The sequence below is a fragment of the Nonomuraea sp. NPDC049646 genome (assembly GCF_044465525.1).
Classification (GTDB): Bacteria; Actinomycetota; Actinomycetes; order Streptosporangiales; family Streptosporangiaceae; genus Nonomuraea.
Window position 1 is genome coordinate 31778 of the sequence record NZ_JBITLU010000027.1, and the last position, 18408, is coordinate 50185.

Consider the following 18408-nt stretch of genomic DNA (forward strand, 5'->3'; position numbering starts at 1 on the left):
CACGGTTCCCAGCGGCAAACTGAGCGATGGATGGAAACTGCGCTGGCGCGCACGCGCCACCGCCGCCGGCGTCAACGGCGCCTGGACAAACTGGAACACGCTCACGGTGGATGTCTCAAAACCGGAGGTGAGCCTGGCCTATGTGAGTCCGACCAGCGACGACGAAGGCCAGGTCACAAGCAAACTGACCCCGGTCTTCTACATCCGGCACACCGACCCCGAAGCCCGACCCGCCACATACACCGTAGAGGTCGAGCACGACCCGACCGCCACCAGCCAAGGCAGCGGCCTGATCTGGTCCGGCACCTCGACCTCAACAGCACAAGGCTCCACCGGCTCCGTCACGGTTCCCAGCGGCAAACTGAGCGATGGATGGAAACTGCGCTGGCGCGCACGCGCCACCGCCGCCGGCGTCAACGGCGCCTGGACAAACTGGAACGCCCTCACTGTCGACACCCAGTCGGGAGCCGCCGTGGCCAGGGCCGCCGCGCCCGATGACGACCCCTACGACAGGATCAAGGACGAGTGGGAGTGCTGGGAGCATCCCGACAGAGCCAATTACCGCTACGAGAACGGGAGGAGAATCAACCCCAGAGGTTACACCAGGAATCGCTTCTCCTGGTGTACCGCCTATGACGGTGTCCTCGTCCGGGAGAGAATCGACGCTAACGGGAAGAGGACGGTCACCGACAAAGCCTCCTTCCCCACCACGATGATCGGACGGACCTTCAACGGGAAACGCTTCATCGAATTCGACGTCCTCGTCCAGACCGTGAACGTAGAGAAGGGAACCCTCTTCGCCGGCCGCCAATTCACCATCGGCATGAAGGGGACCGGATATCCGCAGGCGCATTCCTGCCGGGTCGCCCCTGGAACCCAGAGTTCCTATACGGGTAAGGGCGGCACCGGAGAGTTCTGGTGGGACAAGAAGGTGTCCTTCAAATTCGAGTCCCTGCCGGAGATCAGCCCCGGCGCTGACAACCTGGAAAACGTGGCTGTCTGCAATACACGGCTCACCCTCTCCTCGCCGGGTCTGTACTCCACCGAGGCGCCGCACCCCATCCAGACCATCCGATGCGACTCCGCAAGTTACATCTTCGCAGGTACCACAGGCTGCATCTTTGACCATGTGACGCCGTCGATCGCGCTCAAGGAAAGCCAAAACCCCAATGCCTACAGCCACATCTACAAGGCGTTCGCCAGGCCGAACGACACGGTGCCCAACACCTCTAGCCCGGCAAAGGCGTGGCCCAACTGGCTCAGACGCGACGTCCCGAAAAAGATCAACGGCTTCTACAAGGCCGACCCGCTCCACCGCATCCTCCCGAACAGCGCGCGAAAGGCGAACAACTACTACCGCTCAGCCATGACCTGCGGTTGGCACTACTATCCGTCCACCTTCACCGGGAACCATCCGTACCCGTGGGTGGCAGCTGGTCTGGAGTGCGATGAATACCCCTTCCAGTCCACGTACGAGGGTGCCTGGATCTGGTGGCAGGAGCATCGGCCGAGAGACGTCCGGTCATACCAGGCCGGCGTCAATTTCAGCGTCCTGCCGATCCCCAAGGACGAGAATGGAAGATGGGGTGGAACCGCTCGCGGCGGGCTCGGACACTTCTACGCGAACGACCGGATCATTGCAGATGACGCCTTCTTCATCCGTCTCTACAATAAGAACGGCGAGCGCATGAACCCTGACTTTACGCCCGAGTGACCATCTGACTGGCTCGCAGGTGCCCGGTTCCAACGCCCGCGACGGGGTGCTGGGCCGGGCACCTGCCCTCTTGCAGGAGCACGACGATGCTGCAACCCCTCGACGTCGTTCGCGACACCGTCGACGTCGACCACTCCCAGTTCCTGCTCGCCTCGTGGATGGGCGGCTACGCCACCCCGCCGGGATGGCCGTCGTGGGACGACACGGCCCAGCAGGCCGACATGGACAACTGGTTCGCCGCGACGGCGAACCGGGCAATCGTCATCAGCGGCGCTGGCTTCCACAAGGCGCAGGCTTCGATGGAACTGTGGGATTGTGAGCCTCCTGGCGGCGAGGAGCGGTGGGCTCGCAGCCGCACAGCCCGGTTCTTCTCCAGCTCCGGCTTCGCCTGCCTCGACGAGGTGTGCGGTCGCGTGTGGTGCCCCTTCCTCGATCTACGCCTGGAGAACTGGGAGTGGTGGGTTCGGGCACAGGTGCGCCCTGGTGAGAACCCGAGCTCTCCCGTCGACATGCTGCCGGAAGGTGTGGAGGAGTGGCGGTTCCAGTTCTGGCCCGTGAACACTCCTGAGCCTCCTCTGGATCAGCTTGCCAAGAGGCCGTTGCCCTAAGCACCTCGGGCGAAGCACTCAGCTCGGCGGCGATCATTTGCTCCATGTTGTCCGCAGCAGTTCGGGTGGGAATAGGTTCCGGCAGGAACGACCCCGGTGCCGAGATCCCGCCAGGCACCTCCGAGCCGTTCAGCGCCGCGGGTGTCGCAGGCGTCTTGTTGTCCTCGAACGCCTCCGCCAGGACAGGCAGAACCTGTACCACGTCATAGCTCGTCACATGGGGGTCTGTCTAGCTAACGGCTCTGTCGCACATTCGGTGGTGACCAAAGGTGCCGCAACGTCACGCTAAGTTGTACTCGGTGTGGACGATCTTGTGTGTACGGTGTTTTCGGGATTATCGCCGCTGGTCGTAGAAGACGTGGCGGACGAGGGCGAGCAGATTCGGGTACGTGCCCGAACCCCGGACGGCTCGGTCGCCTGTCCAGGCTGCGGGGCCGAGACGGCGCGGGTTCACGGCCATCACCAGCGCTGTGTGGCCGATGTCCCGATCGACGCCCGCCGGGTGATGGTGGTGGTGCGGATCCGCCGCCTGGTCTGTCCGACCCGCGGTTGCTGCCAGACCTTCCGGGAGCAGGTGCCTAAGGTGCTGGAGCGCTACCAACGCCGCACCCATCGCCTGACCTCCCAAATCGGCGCAGTGGTTCGTGAGCTGGCCGGACGTGCCGGCAAGAGAGCGTTATCCGCGCTGGCCGTGCGCATATCGCGGCATACCGCCCTGCGCCTGCTGTTGCGTCTGCCCCTGCCTCCACCGCGGATCCCCCGCGTGCTGGGCGTGGACGACTTCGCGCTGCGTCGACGTCACCGCTACGCCACCGTGCTGATCGACGCCGAGACCCGCGAGCGCATCGACGTCCTGCCCGGCCGCACCGCCGACGTCCTGGAAGCCTGGCTGCGCGCCCATCCCGGGGTGCAGATCGTGTGCCGGGACGGCTCCGGCGCCTACGCCGAAGCGATCCGCCGCGCACTTCCGGACGCCATCCAGGTCGCCGACCGGTGGCACCTGTGGCACAACTTCGGCGAGGCCGTCACGAAGGAAGTCGCTGGGCACAGCGCCTGCTGGGCCAAGGCCGGACCCCCGATCAAGGACGGCAAACGCGCGCAGACCACCCGCGAGCGCTGGCAGCAGATCCACGACCTGCTCAGCAAAGGCGTCGGCCTGCTGGAATGCGCCCGCCGGCTAAACCTGGGCCTCAACACCGTCAAACGCTACGCCCGCGTGCCCGAACCCGAACGCCTGCAACGCGCTCCGCAGTACCGGCCCACCCTCGTCGATCCCTACCGCGACCACCTGCGGCGCCGCCGCACCGAAAACCCTGCCGTCCCCGTCTTGCACCTGTTCAACGAGATCAAAGCCCTCGGCTACCCGGGCAGCTTCAACATGCTCTACCGCTACATCACCCAAGGCCGCGTCGAAGCCGACCGCCTGCCCATCGCACCCCGCCGCCTCGCCCGCCTCCTGCTCACCCAGCCCGACAACCTCAAAGACGAGCACAGGCGCCTGCTCGACGACCTCACCACCACCTGCCCCGAGATGATCGACCTGGCCGAACTCGTCCGCAGCTTCGCCGACCTGCTCCGGCCACGCGAAGACAACGCCGACCAGCTGCATGCGTGGATCACCACCGCCCGCGCCGCCAACCTCCCTCACCTGCACGCCTTCATCCGCGGCCTCGACCAGGACCGCGACGCCGTCCGCGCGGCCATCACCCTGCCCTTCCACAACGGCGGCGCCGAAGGCGTGAACACCAAGACCAAACGCATCATGCGCCAGATGCACGGCCGAGCCGGCTTCACGCTGCTCCGCCACCGCATTCTCTTGGCCTAGCTCTCCGTCACCACCGAATCTGAGACAGAGCCCAGGAAAACGGTGTGCACCGCCGACGCCTCGGCCCCCGCCCTGGGCTCCGTCACCGTCAAGGGCACTGAAGCAGCGACCACCGCCACGCCGTCGAGTACACCCACCCCGACCCCCACTCCTACGGTCACGGTGACCGCAGAACCCACGGACACCGATCAGGGCGGCGCCGTCGTCACCCCCGTGGGTGGCGCGCCGACCGGAGGTGGCGGCCTGGCCGCGCCGGATCCTCTCCCGTACGTGGCGGGCGGCGGCGTCGTGCTGCTGCTGGCGATCGGCATCGGCTGGGAGTTGAGGCGCAGGCGCGTGCATGGACTCTGACCGGCACTCGGAGTACTCGTGGCTGGTCTTCCTCGCTGCCGCGAAGGCAAGCCGACCGGCGGCCTGTCCTCCGTCGCCCGCCTCGGGGACGCCGGGCAGGAAGCCGAACGCCTTCTCCTGGTGATGATCATTGCCGGAGTGATCGTCCTGGTCGGCACCCCGCTGGCGATGACCTACCGGGTCCTGGCCGACGCCGCATCCGCGTCCGCGTCCCCGCCCCCGCAGTACGTCGTCATACCCGCGCCTCCTCCGCCCGCGGCGCAACCGTCCCCGCCCTCGGCCGCCGAGGCCATGGCCCCGCCCACCCGGCTGGACATCGAGGCGATCGACGTGTCAGCGCCGATCGTCCAGGTCGGCCTGGACGCCGGCGGGGTGATCGAGCCGCCCCCTCTGGACGAGGAGAACCTGGTGGGCTGGTACGGCCTCGGCCCGTCACCGGGCGAGGTGGGCCCAGCCGTCCTGCTCGGCCATGTGGACACCCGAACCGCTCCGGCGGTCTTCGCGCGCCTGAAGGAATTGCGGCCACAGGATCGGATCACAGTGGCCCATACGGACGGCAGGCGTCAGGGCCGAAGCGTTCTCATGTTGTGAAACCAAGTAGTTGAAGGCCGTCGGCGGGGTGGCTGCGGTAGTGGTCGGTGGCGGCGGGATGTTGGTCCAGCCGATCAGGCGGGTCAGGCCGATGGCCAGGTTGCGGAGGCCGGCCATGATTCGGGGTGCGGTGCAGGGCCTCGATGCTCCAGTGGCCGCGGATCAGCGTGGCGAGCTGGGCGTGTGTGATCCGACCGGGTGGGAGGCTGGTGACAGCGTAGATGGTGACGATGGTGGTCTTGCCGGTTCTGCGGTCGGTGCGGCGGCGCTTGACCTGGATCGCCTGAGCGGCGTGCGGGAAGGGTAGTCCCGGGCGGGCGGTGCAGATCTTCATGCGGCGGATCTCGCGGCGGCCGTGCCCGGTCTCGTCGGTGCGGTCGTTGAGGATCGCCTCGCGCCAGGGCAGGGCCTTGAGCCGGCTCAGCAGCGTGGGCTGGTTGCCCTTGACGATGAACAGGTAGTGGCCGCCGGCGGTGACGATCTGCTGGGCGTGGGAGTGCTGAGTGTGCAGGGCATCGGCGGTGATCACCACGCTGGACAGATCCAGCCCGGACAGCAGGGGCGTGAACGCGGGGATCTCGTTGCTCTTGGCCTCGATCTGCCGCTGGGCCACGACGATCTGGGTGTCATGACGAGTGGCGGCCAGCAGATGAGTCACGCCTTCGCTGGTGCGGCTGCCGCGCGGGGTCTTGCCGTCCACGGCCAGGCCGGCGAGCTCGGTTCGGCCTGAGGGCCGGCCGTTCGTGGCGGCGGGCGGGGCACAGTCAGCGAGCGAGGCCAGATAGGTGCAGGTGGCGGCATCGAAGGCGTCGCCGTCCAGGCGGGCGAGGAGCCGTCCCAGGGTGCTGGCGGCCAGCCGTACCGTGCCGGGTAAGCCGGCTCGGGCGCGCAGGTCTGGGTCGTATCCGGCGATGAACCGGGTGATCTTCACCAGGGAGGTCGCTCCGCCGAGTACGGCGAGCAGGGATAACGCCAGGAGCGGGCCGAGCCGGTAGCGGCGTCCCCGGCGGCTGCGCGGGTCGGGGACGACGTCCAGGATCTCGGCCAGGGTGGGCAGATCGAGCAGGTCGGTCGGCGGGTCGGCGACGGTGACGTGCTCCCGGTCGCGGGCGAGCACGTCGATCGGGGATGATGGCACGCGAACGCGGCCCCTGTTCTTGATCGACTGGCTTAGACAACCGACGATCATCGGGGGTCGCGTTTGCCATTTGTGCCCGGGGGGTGCCCCTCAGCCACCCAGCCGCGTCCTGCGTCCACCAGCCGAGAACGCTTTAGCCCTGCGGCAGGCGTGACGTGTTCGTCGTCGACCGAGTCGAAAGGGTCGCCAAAACGGCGTTTCCGAGCGCCCAGGTTTACGGCTCGACGTCGAATCCGGCCCTGCGCATCATCACTTGCGGCGGCGCCTTCGATACCACGTCGCGCAGCTACGCGGACAACGTGATCGTGTTCGCCAGCTTCCTGCAGGCCAGCCCCCAACTGTGACATATCTGTGACAATCACGATCAAGAGCATGCCGACCCACCGAAACGATCGGCGAGACAGGACTTCCCGCCTGTTTCTTGATCGATAACCGCGACGTTTCCCGGCACGAGGACAGCCCTCTGAGCTGCTAATTTTATCGCCGCTTTACGTCCTCTTTGCTCTTGTTTGGAAATTAAGTGATCAATACGCGCGGTGTATCCGCTGCGCTGACGGGGGCGCTGACGCTCGCCCTCCTTCAGCTGCCTCTGGCGGCAGTCGCCCCCTCCGCGGCCTATGCGGAGACCGACCCGACGCAGACCATGGTGGCCACCGAAGCCGCAGCGCTGAAGCTGGCCCAAAAGACCGGTAAGCCCGTCGAGATCGGCGCCTTCCGTGGCGAGTCCCGCGAGGTGTTCGCCAACAGCGACGGCACCTACACCGCCGTGGAACACCTGCGTCCGGTCCGTACGCGCCAGGCCGGCCGCTGGGTCAGGACCGACGCCCGCCTGGAGAAGAAGGCCGACGGCTCCATCGGCCCGGTGGCCTCCACCGTCGAACTGCGCTTCTCCACCGGCGGCGACGCGCCGCTGGCGACGATGGGCCTGGCCGGCCGGGAACTGGCGCTCGGCTGGAACAACACGCTGCCGGCGCCGACCCTGGACGGCGACACCGCCGTCTACGCCGACGTACTGCCCGGCGTGGACCTGCGAGCACGCGCCGACGTGGACGGCTTCTCCCACGTCCTGGTCGTCAAGACCCGCGAGGCAGCCGCGAACCCCGCGCTGTCCCAGCTCAGCTACAGCCTGTCCGGTAAAGGGCTGACCACCAGGAAGGACGACACCGGCGCGGTGTCGGCGGTCGACACGGCCTCGGGAGCCGGCGTGTTCCGGGCGCCCACCCCGCTGATGTGGGACTCGGCGCCCGCCCAGGCCGCGACGGCCCGTACGCTCAAGGCCGCTCCGGCGGCACCCGGCCAGGTCAGCTCCGCCGAGGGCCCGGGCGAGGGCGCCAAGGTGGCCGAGCTCGGCGTCCAGGTCACCCAGGACAACCTGTCACTGGTGCCCGACCAGAGCCTGCTGACCGGCGCGAACACCACCTTCCCCGTCTACATCGACCCGGTGTTCAAGACCGAGCAGGCCAACGAGTGGGCGATGACCACCAGCGCCTTCCCGTCCACGTCCTACTACAAGTTCAAGGGCAAGAACGACGAGGGCATGGGCTACTGCAGCACCAGCCTCGACTCGCGCTGCGGCAGCAACCACGTCAAGCGCCTGCACTACGAGATGCCGATCGGCGCGTACGCCGGCAAGACCGTCATCTCGGCCGAGTTCCAGGCCAAGGAGGTCTGGTCGGCCTCGTGCGAGGGCCGGTCCGTCCAGCTGTGGTGGACCGACAACTTCGCCGACGCCCTGGACTGGGACAAGCAGAAGACGTCCGGCTGGTGGCGACAGCAGCTCGACTCGCGTGACGTGGCCTACGGTCACGACGCCACCTGCCCGGCCAAGAACGTCGAGTTCGACGCCAAGGCGGGTCTGACCAAGGCGCTGGCGGCCGGGCAGTCGCGGATGGCCTTCGGCCTGCGCGCCGCCAACGAGAGCGACATGATCGGCTGGAAGCGGTTCGGCGACGACGCGTACCTGCGGGTCAACTACAACACCCCGCCGCAGCAGCCCAAGCCCGCCGACCTGAGCATGAACCCCGGCGGCGCCTGCGTGTCGCCGAACGGCCCCAAGCTGCAGAAGCTACCGGTCCTGTACGCGACCCTGCGCGACGCCGACACCGAGGACGCCGCCAAGGTCCGCGGCCAGTTCCGGTTGTTCTGGGACGGCGCGCTGAAGTGGACCTCGCCGCTGACCGACGCCAAGGCGTCCGGCTCCCAGTTCCAGATGACGATCCCGGCCACGCTCAACCCGCCGCAGGGCAAGACGCTCTCCTGGGACGCCCGCTCCTACGACGGCACCACCTACAGCGCCTACAGCAGTGAGGGCACCGGCGCCGTCTTCTGCACCTTCCTGTACGACACCGCCGCCACCGCCGCCCCGACCATCACCTCGACGGCCTATCCGGAATCCGACCCGGACAACCCGGACGACCCCTGGCTCGACGGCGTCGGCAGGTACGGCGACTTCACCATCGACACCGACGCCACCGACGTGGTGAAGTACCAGATCGGGCTCAACACCGACCCGTCGTCGGCCTTCGAGCGCACCACCACCGGCGGCGGCCCGGTCACGGTCAGCGTCATGCCGTCCACGGCGGGCGTGAACTTCCTGCGGGTCAAGGCATTGGACGCGGCCGGCAACGCCAGCGCCGTGGCCCAGTACCTGTTCCGCGTCAAGGCCGGCACCCCGGCCAAGGCCGAGTGGAACATGGACGACCCGGGCGGCTCCACCACCCTGTCCGGTCAGATCCCGGCCACGCTCACGGGCAACGCCACCCTCGGCATCCCCGGCGCCGACGGCACCGCCCTCGACCTGGACGGCACCAGCGTCTACGCCAAGACCGCAGGCCCGGCCCTCGACACCGGCAAGAGCTTCTCGATCGCCGCCTGGGTGCGTCTGGCCACGTCCAAGCCCGGCAAGCAGATGAACGTGATGGCCCAGGCCGGCGCGGTCAAGTCCGGCTTCGACCTGTTCTACTCGCCCGGTTATGACCGGTGGAGCTTCATGCGCACCACCACCGACACCAGCACCGCCACCGGCGTCCGCGTCAACAGCACCGCCGCCCCGCAGGGCGGCGAATGGCAGCACCTGGTCGGCGTCTACGACGCCACCGCCGGTCAGCTCCGCCTGTACGTCAACGGCACACTCACCGAGAGCACCGCCTTCACCTCCGGCTGGAACGCCACCGGCCCGGTGTTCATCGGCTCGGGCGCCTACAGCGGCGCCCCCGGCACCCTGTTCGGCGGCTCCATCGACGACGTGCGCCTGTACGACCGCGTGGTCACCGGCACCGAAGCGCGTGACCTGTTCACCACGCACCCCACCGTGGCCGCCCGCTGGAAGCTGAACTCCGCCTCCGGCACCCCCGCCGTCTCCGGCGACGACAGCGGCAAGGCCCGCAACCTCGCCCTGGGCGGCGGCGCCTCGATCAGCACGGCGAACGTCGCCGTCGGCACCGGCGCCCTGACGCTGAACGGGACCAGCGGCTACGCCGCCACCGCCGCCCCGGTCGTCAACACCGGCGAGAGCTTCACCGTCGCCACCTGGGCGAGCACGGCGGGACGACCGCAGAAGCCGGTCGCCGTGCTGAGCGAGGAAGGCAACGTCAACAGCGCCTTCACCCTGCGTTACGTGCCCGACCCGGCCGATCCGGCCAACCAGGGCGCCTGGCAGATCGACGTGCCGGACAAGGACGCCACCGGCGCGGTGTCCCAGACCGCGAGCCACCCCCGCTTCCAGACCAACTCCTCCTGGGACCACCTCGCCGTGGTGTACGACGCGTTCGCCGACCAGCTGCGGCTGTACGTGAACGGCCAGCTCGAGGAGTCGGTGTCGGTCCGCGACAACACGGTGGCCTTCAGCGCCGCCAAGGGCCTGCAGCTCGGCCGGACGAAGACCGGCGGCGCGTACGGCGAGTACTGGCCCGGCCAGCTCGACGACACCTGGGCCTTCACCGGCATCGCGAGCGAGAGCCAGATCCAGACCCTCGCCAACAGCACCGAGATCACCACATACCCGCCCACCGCGCCCGAACTGCTCCTCACCTTCGACGAGTGCGACGGCACCACCGTCTACGACTACTCCGGCAAGGGTCACGACGCCACGCTCAACGGCACCGCGAGCTGGGTGGAGGACGTACGCGGAAGCTGCGCCGCCCAGCTGACCGGCGGCGCCTACGCCAGCTCGACCTCACCGGTGCGGACCGACCGGGCCTTCTCGGTGACGGCCTGGGTCAAGCCGGACAGCGCCACCGCCAACCACGCCGCCGTCTCCCAGGACAGCGCCGGAGGCAGCGCGTTCTACCTGGGCTACGAGCAGGCCACCCAGCGCTGGATCATGCGGATCAGGGCGAACGACACCTCGACCGCCGCCGCCCGCACCGCCGTCTCCACAGCCGCGCCGGCCATCGGCACGTGGACCCATCTGGCCGGCGTCTACGACCCGACCAGCAAGAAGGTCAGCCTGTACGTCAACGGCTCGTTGCAGGGCTCGGCCACCCACGACACCCCGTGGAACGGCAGCGGCGCGCTGCAGATCGGCCGCACCAAGTTCGTCAGCGGCAGCTACGGCAACGCCTTCCCCGGCGCCCTCGACGAGGTCCACGCCTACCAGGGCGCCCTCACCGCCGAGGAAATCACACTCCTCGCCAACTCCTGACGCCGCTGGGCCCTCAGGGGCCCAGCCCGCGTCCCCCCTTTCCCCGCCTGACACAGGCTTTCTGGAGGTAACCCGTGGGCAGCACGCTGCCACGCAGGCGAGACCGCTGGATCCGGGCACTGGCCGTGCTCGCGCTCAGCGGTGTCGGATTGACCACCCTGCACGCCCAACCGGTCAGCGCCGAACCGCAGAAGAACGGCCGGCCGGACGTCACCAGTCATGACCGCGTCGCCAAGGGCGGCCCGGTGGCCGTACGCGACCGCAAGCCGGATCCGGCTACCAAGCACACCCCGATCCCAGCGACCGTCGACTGGCCGCGCGCCGTCACGGTGGAAGCGGACCTGGGCGCTCCTCTCAGCGACTCACCTCTCCAGCTCAGCGTCCCCGCCACGCCGAAGAGCAAGAGCACCGCGCCCGCCGCGGGCGGCAAGGTGAAGCTCCAGGTGCACGACCGGGCCGCCGCACAGCGGGTCGGCCTGGACGGCCCGCTCTTCAGCCTGCCCCAGAGCGAGGGACAGCCCGGCCGAGCCGAGATCAAGCTGGACTACTCGTCGTTCAAGCACGCATACGGCGGCTCGTACGGCAGTCGGCTCCGCCTGGTGAGCCTGCCTTCCTGCGCTCTGACCAGCCCGGACAAGCCGGAATGCCGTCAGGCCACGCCGATCGCGTCCGCCAACGACCCTGCGGCGAGCACGCTCACCGGCGAGATCACGCTCGCCGCGGACGCGCGTGCGCTGACCGCGAGCGGTCCGATGGTGCTGGCCGCCACCACCGGGCCGTCGGGCAGCCAGGGCGACTACCGGGCGACCTCGCTGTCGTCCTCGGCGACCTGGTCCGCAGGCGCCAATACGGGCGACTTCACCTGGTCCTACCCGATGCGCGTGCCGCCCGTGCCCGGCGACCTCACCCCGGACCTGGCCGTCTCCTACTCCTCGGCCAGCGTCGACGGCAAGACCGCCAACACCAACAGCCAGACCTCCTGGGTGGGTGAGGGCTTCCAGCTCTCCCCCGGCTTCATCGAGCGCAGCTACAAGGCCTGCCAGGACGACGGCGAGGGCACGGACCTGGAGAAGCCCGGCGACCTGTGCTGGGCCTACCCCAACGCCACCCTCACCTGGAACGGCAAGGGCGGCGACCTCGTCCAGACCGCCCCCGGCTCGGACGTCTGGAAGCTCAAGGACGACGACGGCACCCGCGTCGAACATCTGACGGGCACCACCAACGGCGACGACAACGGCGAGCACTGGCGGATCACCACCACCGACGGCACCCAGTACTTCTTTGGCCTGAACCGCCTGCCCGGCTGGAACGGCAGCGGCGCCACCAAGTCGGCCCTGACCGTCCCGGTGTTCGGCAACAACTCCGGCGAGCCCTGCAACGGCGGCGGCTTCGCCGACTCCTGGTGCCAGCAGGCCTACCGCTGGAACCTCGACTACGTCGTGGACCCGTCCGGCAACGCCATGGCGTACTACTACGAGGCCGAGGGCAACCACTACGGCCGCAACCTGAAGAAGGCGGACGACACCCCCTACGACCGCGGCTCCTGGCTCGACCACATCGACTATGGCCTGCGCTCCGACGCCGTCTACACCGGCAAGCCTCTGGGCCGGGTCGACTTTGAGGTCGCCGAACGCTGCATCCCCGAGTCCGGGTTCGACTGCGCCCCCGACAAGATCGACAACCAGCCGCAGCAGTGGCCGGACGTGCCTTGGGACCAGCAGTGCAAGAACGCCGACGGCGAGTGCGAGAAGGTCTTCGCGCCCGCCTTCTTCACCCGTAAGCGCCTGACCAAGGTCACCACCAGCGTTCTCAAGGCCGACGGCTCCTACCGTCCGGTCGACTCCTGGGCGCTGGACCACAGCTGGGGTGAGGCGGACGCCGACAAGGCGCTGTTGCTGAAGTCCATCCAGCACACCGGTCTGGCCACCGGCACCCCGGTTAGCCTGCCTCCGGTCACGTTCAACCACGTCCAGCTCATGAACCGGCTGGACAAGCAGGGCGACGACATCCCGCCGTTCGTCAAGTACCGGCTCGGGACGATCTACGACGAGTCCGGCGGCCAGCTGGACGTCAACTACAGCGAGCCCGAGTGCACCCTGGACAGCCTCCCCGCGCCCTCGGACAACGGCAAGCGCTGCTTCCCGGTGTTCTGGGAGCCGGGCGGCACCGCGACCCCCGTCCGGGACTGGTTCCACAAGTACGTGGTCACCAAGGTGATCGCCTCCGACCGGACCGGGCTCGCGCCCGACATGGTCACCAGCTACGCCTATGAGGGCGGCGCGGCCTGGCACTTCGACGACGACGACGGCCTGGTCAAGGAGAAGTACAAGACCTGGGGCCAGTGGCGCGGCTACGGCAAGGTCACCACGCGCACCGGCGGCGGCCCCGAGGTCGGCATGAAGACCGAGCAGACCTCGCTTTACCTGCGCGGCATGAACGGCGACCGGGCCACCAAGGACGGCTCGGACACCAAGACCGTGACCGTCTCCGACGGCGAGGGCGGCACGCACACCGACCATGAGAGCCTGGACGGCTTCCTGCTCAAGACCACCACGTACGACAAGCCCGGCGGCGCGGTGGTGTCCAAGACGGTCAACACGCCGTGGCGGCACCAGTCCGCCAGCCGCACCCGGCCCTGGGGCACCGTCACCGCGGCCCTGACGGGCATCGGCAACACCCGCACGTGGACCGCGCTGCAGGCGGGCGGCTGGCGCGAGACCCGCGTCGACCACGCGTACGACACCATCTATGGCCTGCGCACCCAGTCCGACGACAAGGGCGATGTCGCCACCGCGGCCGACGACCAGTGCGTCCGCATCACCTACGCGACGCCCAACACCCGAGACTGGCTGATCAACTACGTCTCCCGCGAGGAGACCGTTTCTGTGGGCTGTGCCACGGCCCCGGACCGCTCGAAGCAGGTCATCGCCGACGTCCGCACCTACTTCGACAACGGCACCCTCGGCGCGGCGCCGTCGAAGGGGCAGTCCACCAAGGTCGAGAAGCTGGCCACGCACAACGGCACCACGGCCACGTACGCGACGGTCGGCACCACCACGTACGACGCCTACGGCCGCGAGCTGACCTCGACGGACGCGGCGGGACGCACCTCGACCACCGCCTACACGCCCGCGAAGGGCCTGGCCACGTCGATCGCCAGCACCACCCCTCCCGCCAAGGCCGGGAACACGGCGACCGCGCTGACCACCACGACCGAACTCGACGCGGCATGGAGCCTGCCCACCGCCAACATCGACGGGGCCGGGTCGCGCACCGACCTGACCTACGACGGGCTCGGCCGCCTCATCGGCGTCTGGCTGCCGAACAATCCCAAGTCGGCCGGGCTGAACGCCAACACCGAGTACAGCTACACGATCAAGAGCGGCGCCATCGTCGCGGTCGGCACCCGCTCGCTGAACAACTCCGGCGGCTACCGCCCGTGGAGCTACACGCTCATGGACGGCCTGCTGCGCCCGCGCCAGACCCAGTCACCCGGCCCGAACGGCGGCCGCCTGCTGACCGACACCCTCTACAACGAGCGGGGCCTGGTCGACCGCAGCTACGCCGCCTACTACGCCACCGGCGCACCAGAGCCGTCGCTGTTCAAGGTGACCGACGGTGTGGAGTCGCAGGCGGCCTACGAGTACGACGGCCTGGGCCGCGTCACGGTCGAGAAGCTGCTGGCCGGCAACGGCGTCGGCCAGGAGAAGTGGCGCACCACCACCAGCTACGGCGGTGACCGGGTGCACGTGGATCCGCCGACCGGCGGCACTCCCATCACGACGATCACCGACGCGCGTGGCCAGGTGATCGAGAAGCGCCAGTACAAGGGCGACAGCCCCACCGGCGCCTACGACGCGACCACCTACGGCTACGCCCCGGCGGGGCGGGTCGGCAAGGTCACCGACGGATCCGGCAACGTCTGGACGTACACCTACGACCAGCGCGGCCGCCTGATCGAGAGCTCCGACCCGGACAAGGGCGTCACCAAGACCAGCTACGACGACCTCGACCGCGTCACCTCCAGCACGGACGCCCGCGGCAAGACCGTCTGGACCGGCTACGACGACCTCGACCGCGTCACCCAGACGCGCGACGGCTCGGCCACCGGCACCCTGCTGACCGAGTTCGTCTACGACACTCTGCGCAAGGGCGCGATCACCTCCACCAGCCGCTGGTCGGCCGGGCAGGCGTACACCAGCGCGGTAACCGCCTACGACACGATGGGCCGGGCCACACAGACCACGGTCACCGTCCCGTCGGCCGAGGGTACGCTCGCCGGCAGCTACCAATTCGGCACCAGCTACAACCTGGACGGCACCGTCCAGTCCATCGGCTATCCGCAGGCCGGCGGCATGAACGCCGAGAACGCCGTCTACGGCTACGACGAACTGGCCCGGCCCACCACCCTCACCTCCAACCTCAACACCTACGTGACGGCCACCACCTACGGCCTGACCGGCAAGGTGGGCCAGTACGAGGTCGGCACCACGGCGGGCAAGCGCTCCTGGTTCACCTACTCCTACGAGTTCGGCACCCAGCGCCTGGCCAACTCCCGGGTGGAACGCGAGAACCAGACCGGCGTGGACCGCTCGGCCACCTACCGCTACGACCCCGCCGGCAACATCACCTCCATCGCGGACGTGTCCAAGTCGGGCACCGACACGCAGTGTTTCGGCTACGACTACCTGCGCCGCCTGACCGAGGCATGGACCGAGGGCGACACCGACTGCGCAACCGCCCCCACCTCCAGCGTGATCGGCGGCATCCAGCCGTACTGGCAGTCCTACGCCTACGACGCCACTGGCAACCGTACGAAGGAGACCCAGCACGGCGTGGGCGGCGCGGCCGACACCGTCCGCACCTACACCTACCCCGCTGGCGGCCAGGGCCAGCACCGGCTCTCCTCGGTCACCCAGACCGGCGCGGCAGGCGCGCGTACCGACAGCTTCGGCTACGACCAGGTCGGCAACACCACCACCCGCAAGATCGGCGCGACCAACCAGACACTCACCTGGGACACCGAGGGCCGTCTGGAGAAGGTCACCGACGGCACCAAGACCAGCACCTACCTCTACGACGCCGACGGCAACAGGCTGATCCGCCGCGACGGCACCACCGTCACCCTGTACCTGCCCTTCGGCATGGAACTGAAGAAGACGACCGTCGTCTCCGGCACCCGCTACTACAACCTGGACGGCCAGACCGTCGCCGTCCGCGTCGGCGCCAGCGCGGTCAGCTTCCTCGCCCCCGACCACCAGGGCACCGGGCAGGTGGCCGTCCAGGGCGCCACCCAGATCGTGTCGCTGCGCCGTACCCTGCCCTTCGGCGCGCTGCGCGGCTCGACCGGCGTCTGGCCCGGCGACCACGGCTTCCTCGGCACCGGCATCAACGACAGCACCGGCCTCACCCATCTCGGCGCCCGCGAGTACGACCCGCTCCTCGGACGGTTCGCCAGCGTGGACCCGGTCATGGACCTGACCGACCCCCAGCAGATCCACGGCTACGCCTACGCCGGCAACAACCCGCTCACCTGGAGCGACCCCACCGGCCTGCTGACGGCCTGCGCCTCCTCCTGCGAGGCGGGCGACACCACCTACACACCGAAACCCAAGCCCAAGCCCGCGACCAAGCCGTCCACCTCCACGCCCACGTCCACCTCCAGCGGTAGCCGTGCCGCCGGCACCGCGGCCGCCCAGCAGGCGGTGGCCACCGCCCAGACCAAGGTCGAGGCGGAGAAGCAGAAAATCATCCAGACCGTGGTGGCGCTGGCGAAGATCGCTGCCGACGAGGTCGGACTCACTGCCGGCATCGACTGCTTCACCACCGGCGACCTGGCAGCCTGCGGTGAGACCGCGGTCAACGTCCTCACCTCGGTGGCTGGCGGCGTCCTCGGCAGGGCCGCGGTCAAGTACGGTCTGCCCTGGAAGTGGGGCAAGGCCATCGAACTCGGCAAGAAGGTCGGCGGCCTGCTGGTCAAGGCCAAGGACTCCTTCGTCGGCTGGCTGAAGGCCAAGGACGAACTCGCCGTCGCCGAACGAACCTTGGCCAACTGCCTGACCAACAGCTTCGTCCCCGGCACGGCCGTCCTGATGGCCGACGGCAGCACCAAACCCATCGAGAAGGTCGAACTCGGCGACAAGGTCAAGGCGACCGATCCGAAGACGGGCAAGACAACCTCACGGCCCGTCGTGAACGTCATCACCGGCGAAGGCAAGAAGAACCTCGTCCAGATCACCGTCGACACCGATGGCAACAAGGGCCAGGCCACCGGCATGGTGATCGCCACCGACGGCCACCTGTTCTGGGATGAATCCCGCAAGAACTGGATCGAAGCGGATGAACTGACGCCAGGCGCGTGGCTCCGTACCTCTGGAGGTGCGTGGGCCCAGGTCATAGAGATCCAAAATTGGACGACGCAGCTACGCGTCCACAATCTGACTGTCGCCGGTGTACACACGTACTATGTCGGTGCCGGCAATCAAAAGGTGCTGGTTCACAATTGTGGTGCCGGCACTGGAATCGATCTTAACCTGAAGTACAAGCCGGGATGGGATGCGTCGCAGAGGGCAGCGGCTGACACGAAGGTTGCGGCGTTGAATGCCGATGGTAACCTGACAGTCACCACAGTTCAGCGGGCTGGCACGTCGGCCGCTTCCCGGTACAAGAAAGCTGGGAATTCCGTTTCGTCGGGCGACGATGTCGATCACACAAAGGACCTGCAGCTCGGTGGTGCGGACAACGTGAGCAACATGAATCCACTCAACTTCTCTGTCAACAGAAGCCTGGGTGCCCAGATCGGGAATCAGCTACGCGGCGTTCCAGTAGGCACACATGTGTGTAGAGTAACCATCTGTTAGGGGTAACAATGCTTGATCGGTTCCTGCAGGCCTATGAGCTGACGGCAAATGCGGGGACCGACGGTGGCGTCCCTCGGGATGAGGGACGCCACGCAGCAGCCGACCGCCTGTTGTCGGGGTACGGCGGGTCTACTTTCAATGACGGCCTGTACAGGATTCACACATGGAAATCCCATGCAGAGGCTGATGCCTTCGCCGCTCACGCCTTTCCAGAGTTCGGCAATCTGTCCTGCTTCGGGTTCGACTGGTTGGGGCGGCAGTTCTCCCTGGACCTCCGCGTAGAGACGGAAGACCCTCCGATCCTCATGCTTGAGCCCGGGACCGGCCAAGCCTTGGAAATCCCGGTGCCCTTCTCTGATTTTCACAATGGCGAGTTGGTCGACTACGCCGACGAAGCCTTGGCCAAGAGCTTCTATCAGGAGTGGCGGACTGCCGACGCGACGCCCCTGGGCTTCGGAGAGTGCGTGGGTTACAACGTTCCACTTTTCCTGGGCGGCGAGGATCACTTGGTCAATCTGAGTCGATTCGACATCGCGATCTACTGGCACATTATTGGTGAGCTCCGGCAAGGAACATCGAACTTGGCTCCGGGAACAAGGATCGGCGATATTATAATCACGGACGAAGTTCGCCGCAGTTGATGGGCACCTGTATCGCTTCAAAAGTCGTCGCGGGGTGC

Annotated in this window: 10 protein-coding genes; 9 read left to right on the top strand and 1 reads right to left on the bottom strand. The window is 68.0% G+C overall.

Annotated features, from left to right (window positions below):
- From ACIBQ8_RS47205 to ACIBQ8_RS47225, 5 genes are all read left to right on the top strand, one after another.
- Positions 1-1714 (top strand): hypothetical protein (locus tag ACIBQ8_RS47205; protein ID WP_397195429.1); only part of this gene is annotated, 1714 nt, incomplete at its 5' end.
- A gap of 86 nt (positions 1715-1800) precedes the next feature.
- On the top strand, positions 1801-2322 hold the full coding sequence (locus ACIBQ8_RS47210; protein WP_397195430.1) for a hypothetical protein: 522 nt from the start codon (positions 1801-1803) through the stop codon (positions 2320-2322).
- Between the two features lie 322 nt (positions 2323-2644).
- The gene (locus ACIBQ8_RS47215; protein WP_397195487.1) at positions 2645-4147 is read left to right on the top strand and encodes an ISL3 family transposase; all 1503 of its coding nucleotides are present in this window, start codon (positions 2645-2647) and stop codon (positions 4145-4147) included.
- A gap of 42 nt (positions 4148-4189) precedes the next feature.
- Complete coding sequence (locus ACIBQ8_RS47220; protein ID WP_397195431.1) at positions 4190-4498, top strand: hypothetical protein; 309 nt, start codon at positions 4190-4192, stop codon at positions 4496-4498.
- 18 nt (positions 4499-4516) lie between these two features.
- On the top strand, positions 4517-5089 hold the full coding sequence (locus ACIBQ8_RS47225) for a sortase domain-bontaining protein (RefSeq protein ID WP_397195432.1): 573 nt from the start codon (positions 4517-4519) through the stop codon (positions 5087-5089).
- Here ACIBQ8_RS47225 and ACIBQ8_RS47230 read toward each other — a convergent pair.
- Complete coding sequence (locus ACIBQ8_RS47230; RefSeq protein ID WP_397195433.1) at positions 5079-6227, bottom strand: ISAs1 family transposase; 1149 nt, start codon at positions 6225-6227, stop codon at positions 5079-5081. The two genes, ACIBQ8_RS47225 and ACIBQ8_RS47230, sit on opposite strands and share 11 nt — an antisense overlap.
- A 155-nt stretch (positions 6228-6382) precedes the next feature.
- Here ACIBQ8_RS47230 and ACIBQ8_RS47235 point away from each other — a divergent pair, with 155 nt between their 5' ends.
- The 4 genes from ACIBQ8_RS47235 to ACIBQ8_RS47250 all read left to right on the top strand — a co-directional run bounded on the left by ACIBQ8_RS47235 (position 6383) and on the right by ACIBQ8_RS47250 (position 18370).
- Entirely contained in the window at positions 6383-6571 is a 189-nt protein-coding gene (locus ACIBQ8_RS47235) for a hypothetical protein (protein WP_397195434.1), read from the top strand.
- 299 nt (positions 6572-6870) lie between these two features.
- A complete protein-coding gene (locus ACIBQ8_RS47240) occupies positions 6871-10869 on the top strand; it encodes a LamG domain-containing protein (protein WP_397195435.1) in 3999 nt (1332 codons plus the stop codon).
- Between the two features lie 74 nt (positions 10870-10943).
- Complete coding sequence (locus ACIBQ8_RS47245; RefSeq protein ID WP_397195436.1) at positions 10944-17729, top strand: polymorphic toxin-type HINT domain-containing protein; 6786 nt, start codon at positions 10944-10946, stop codon at positions 17727-17729.
- An 8-nt stretch (positions 17730-17737) separates the two neighbouring features.
- A complete protein-coding gene (locus tag ACIBQ8_RS47250; protein WP_397195437.1) occupies positions 17738-18370 on the top strand; it encodes a hypothetical protein in 633 nt (210 codons plus the stop codon).
- Positions 18371-18408: the final 38 nt, after the last annotated feature.

Bases quoted from the DNA above. Each gene is read 5' to 3' on its own strand.
- ACIBQ8_RS47210 (WP_397195430.1), top strand. From the start codon at position 1,801: ATGCTGCAACCCCTCGACGTCGTTCGCGACACCGTCGACGTCGACCAC.
- ACIBQ8_RS47240 (WP_397195435.1), top strand. From the start codon at position 6,871: ATGGTGGCCACCGAAGCCGCAGCGCTGAAGCTGGCCCAAAAGACCGGT.
- ACIBQ8_RS47250 (WP_397195437.1), top strand. From the start codon at position 17,738: ATGCTTGATCGGTTCCTGCAGGCCTATGAGCTGACGGCAAATGCGGGG.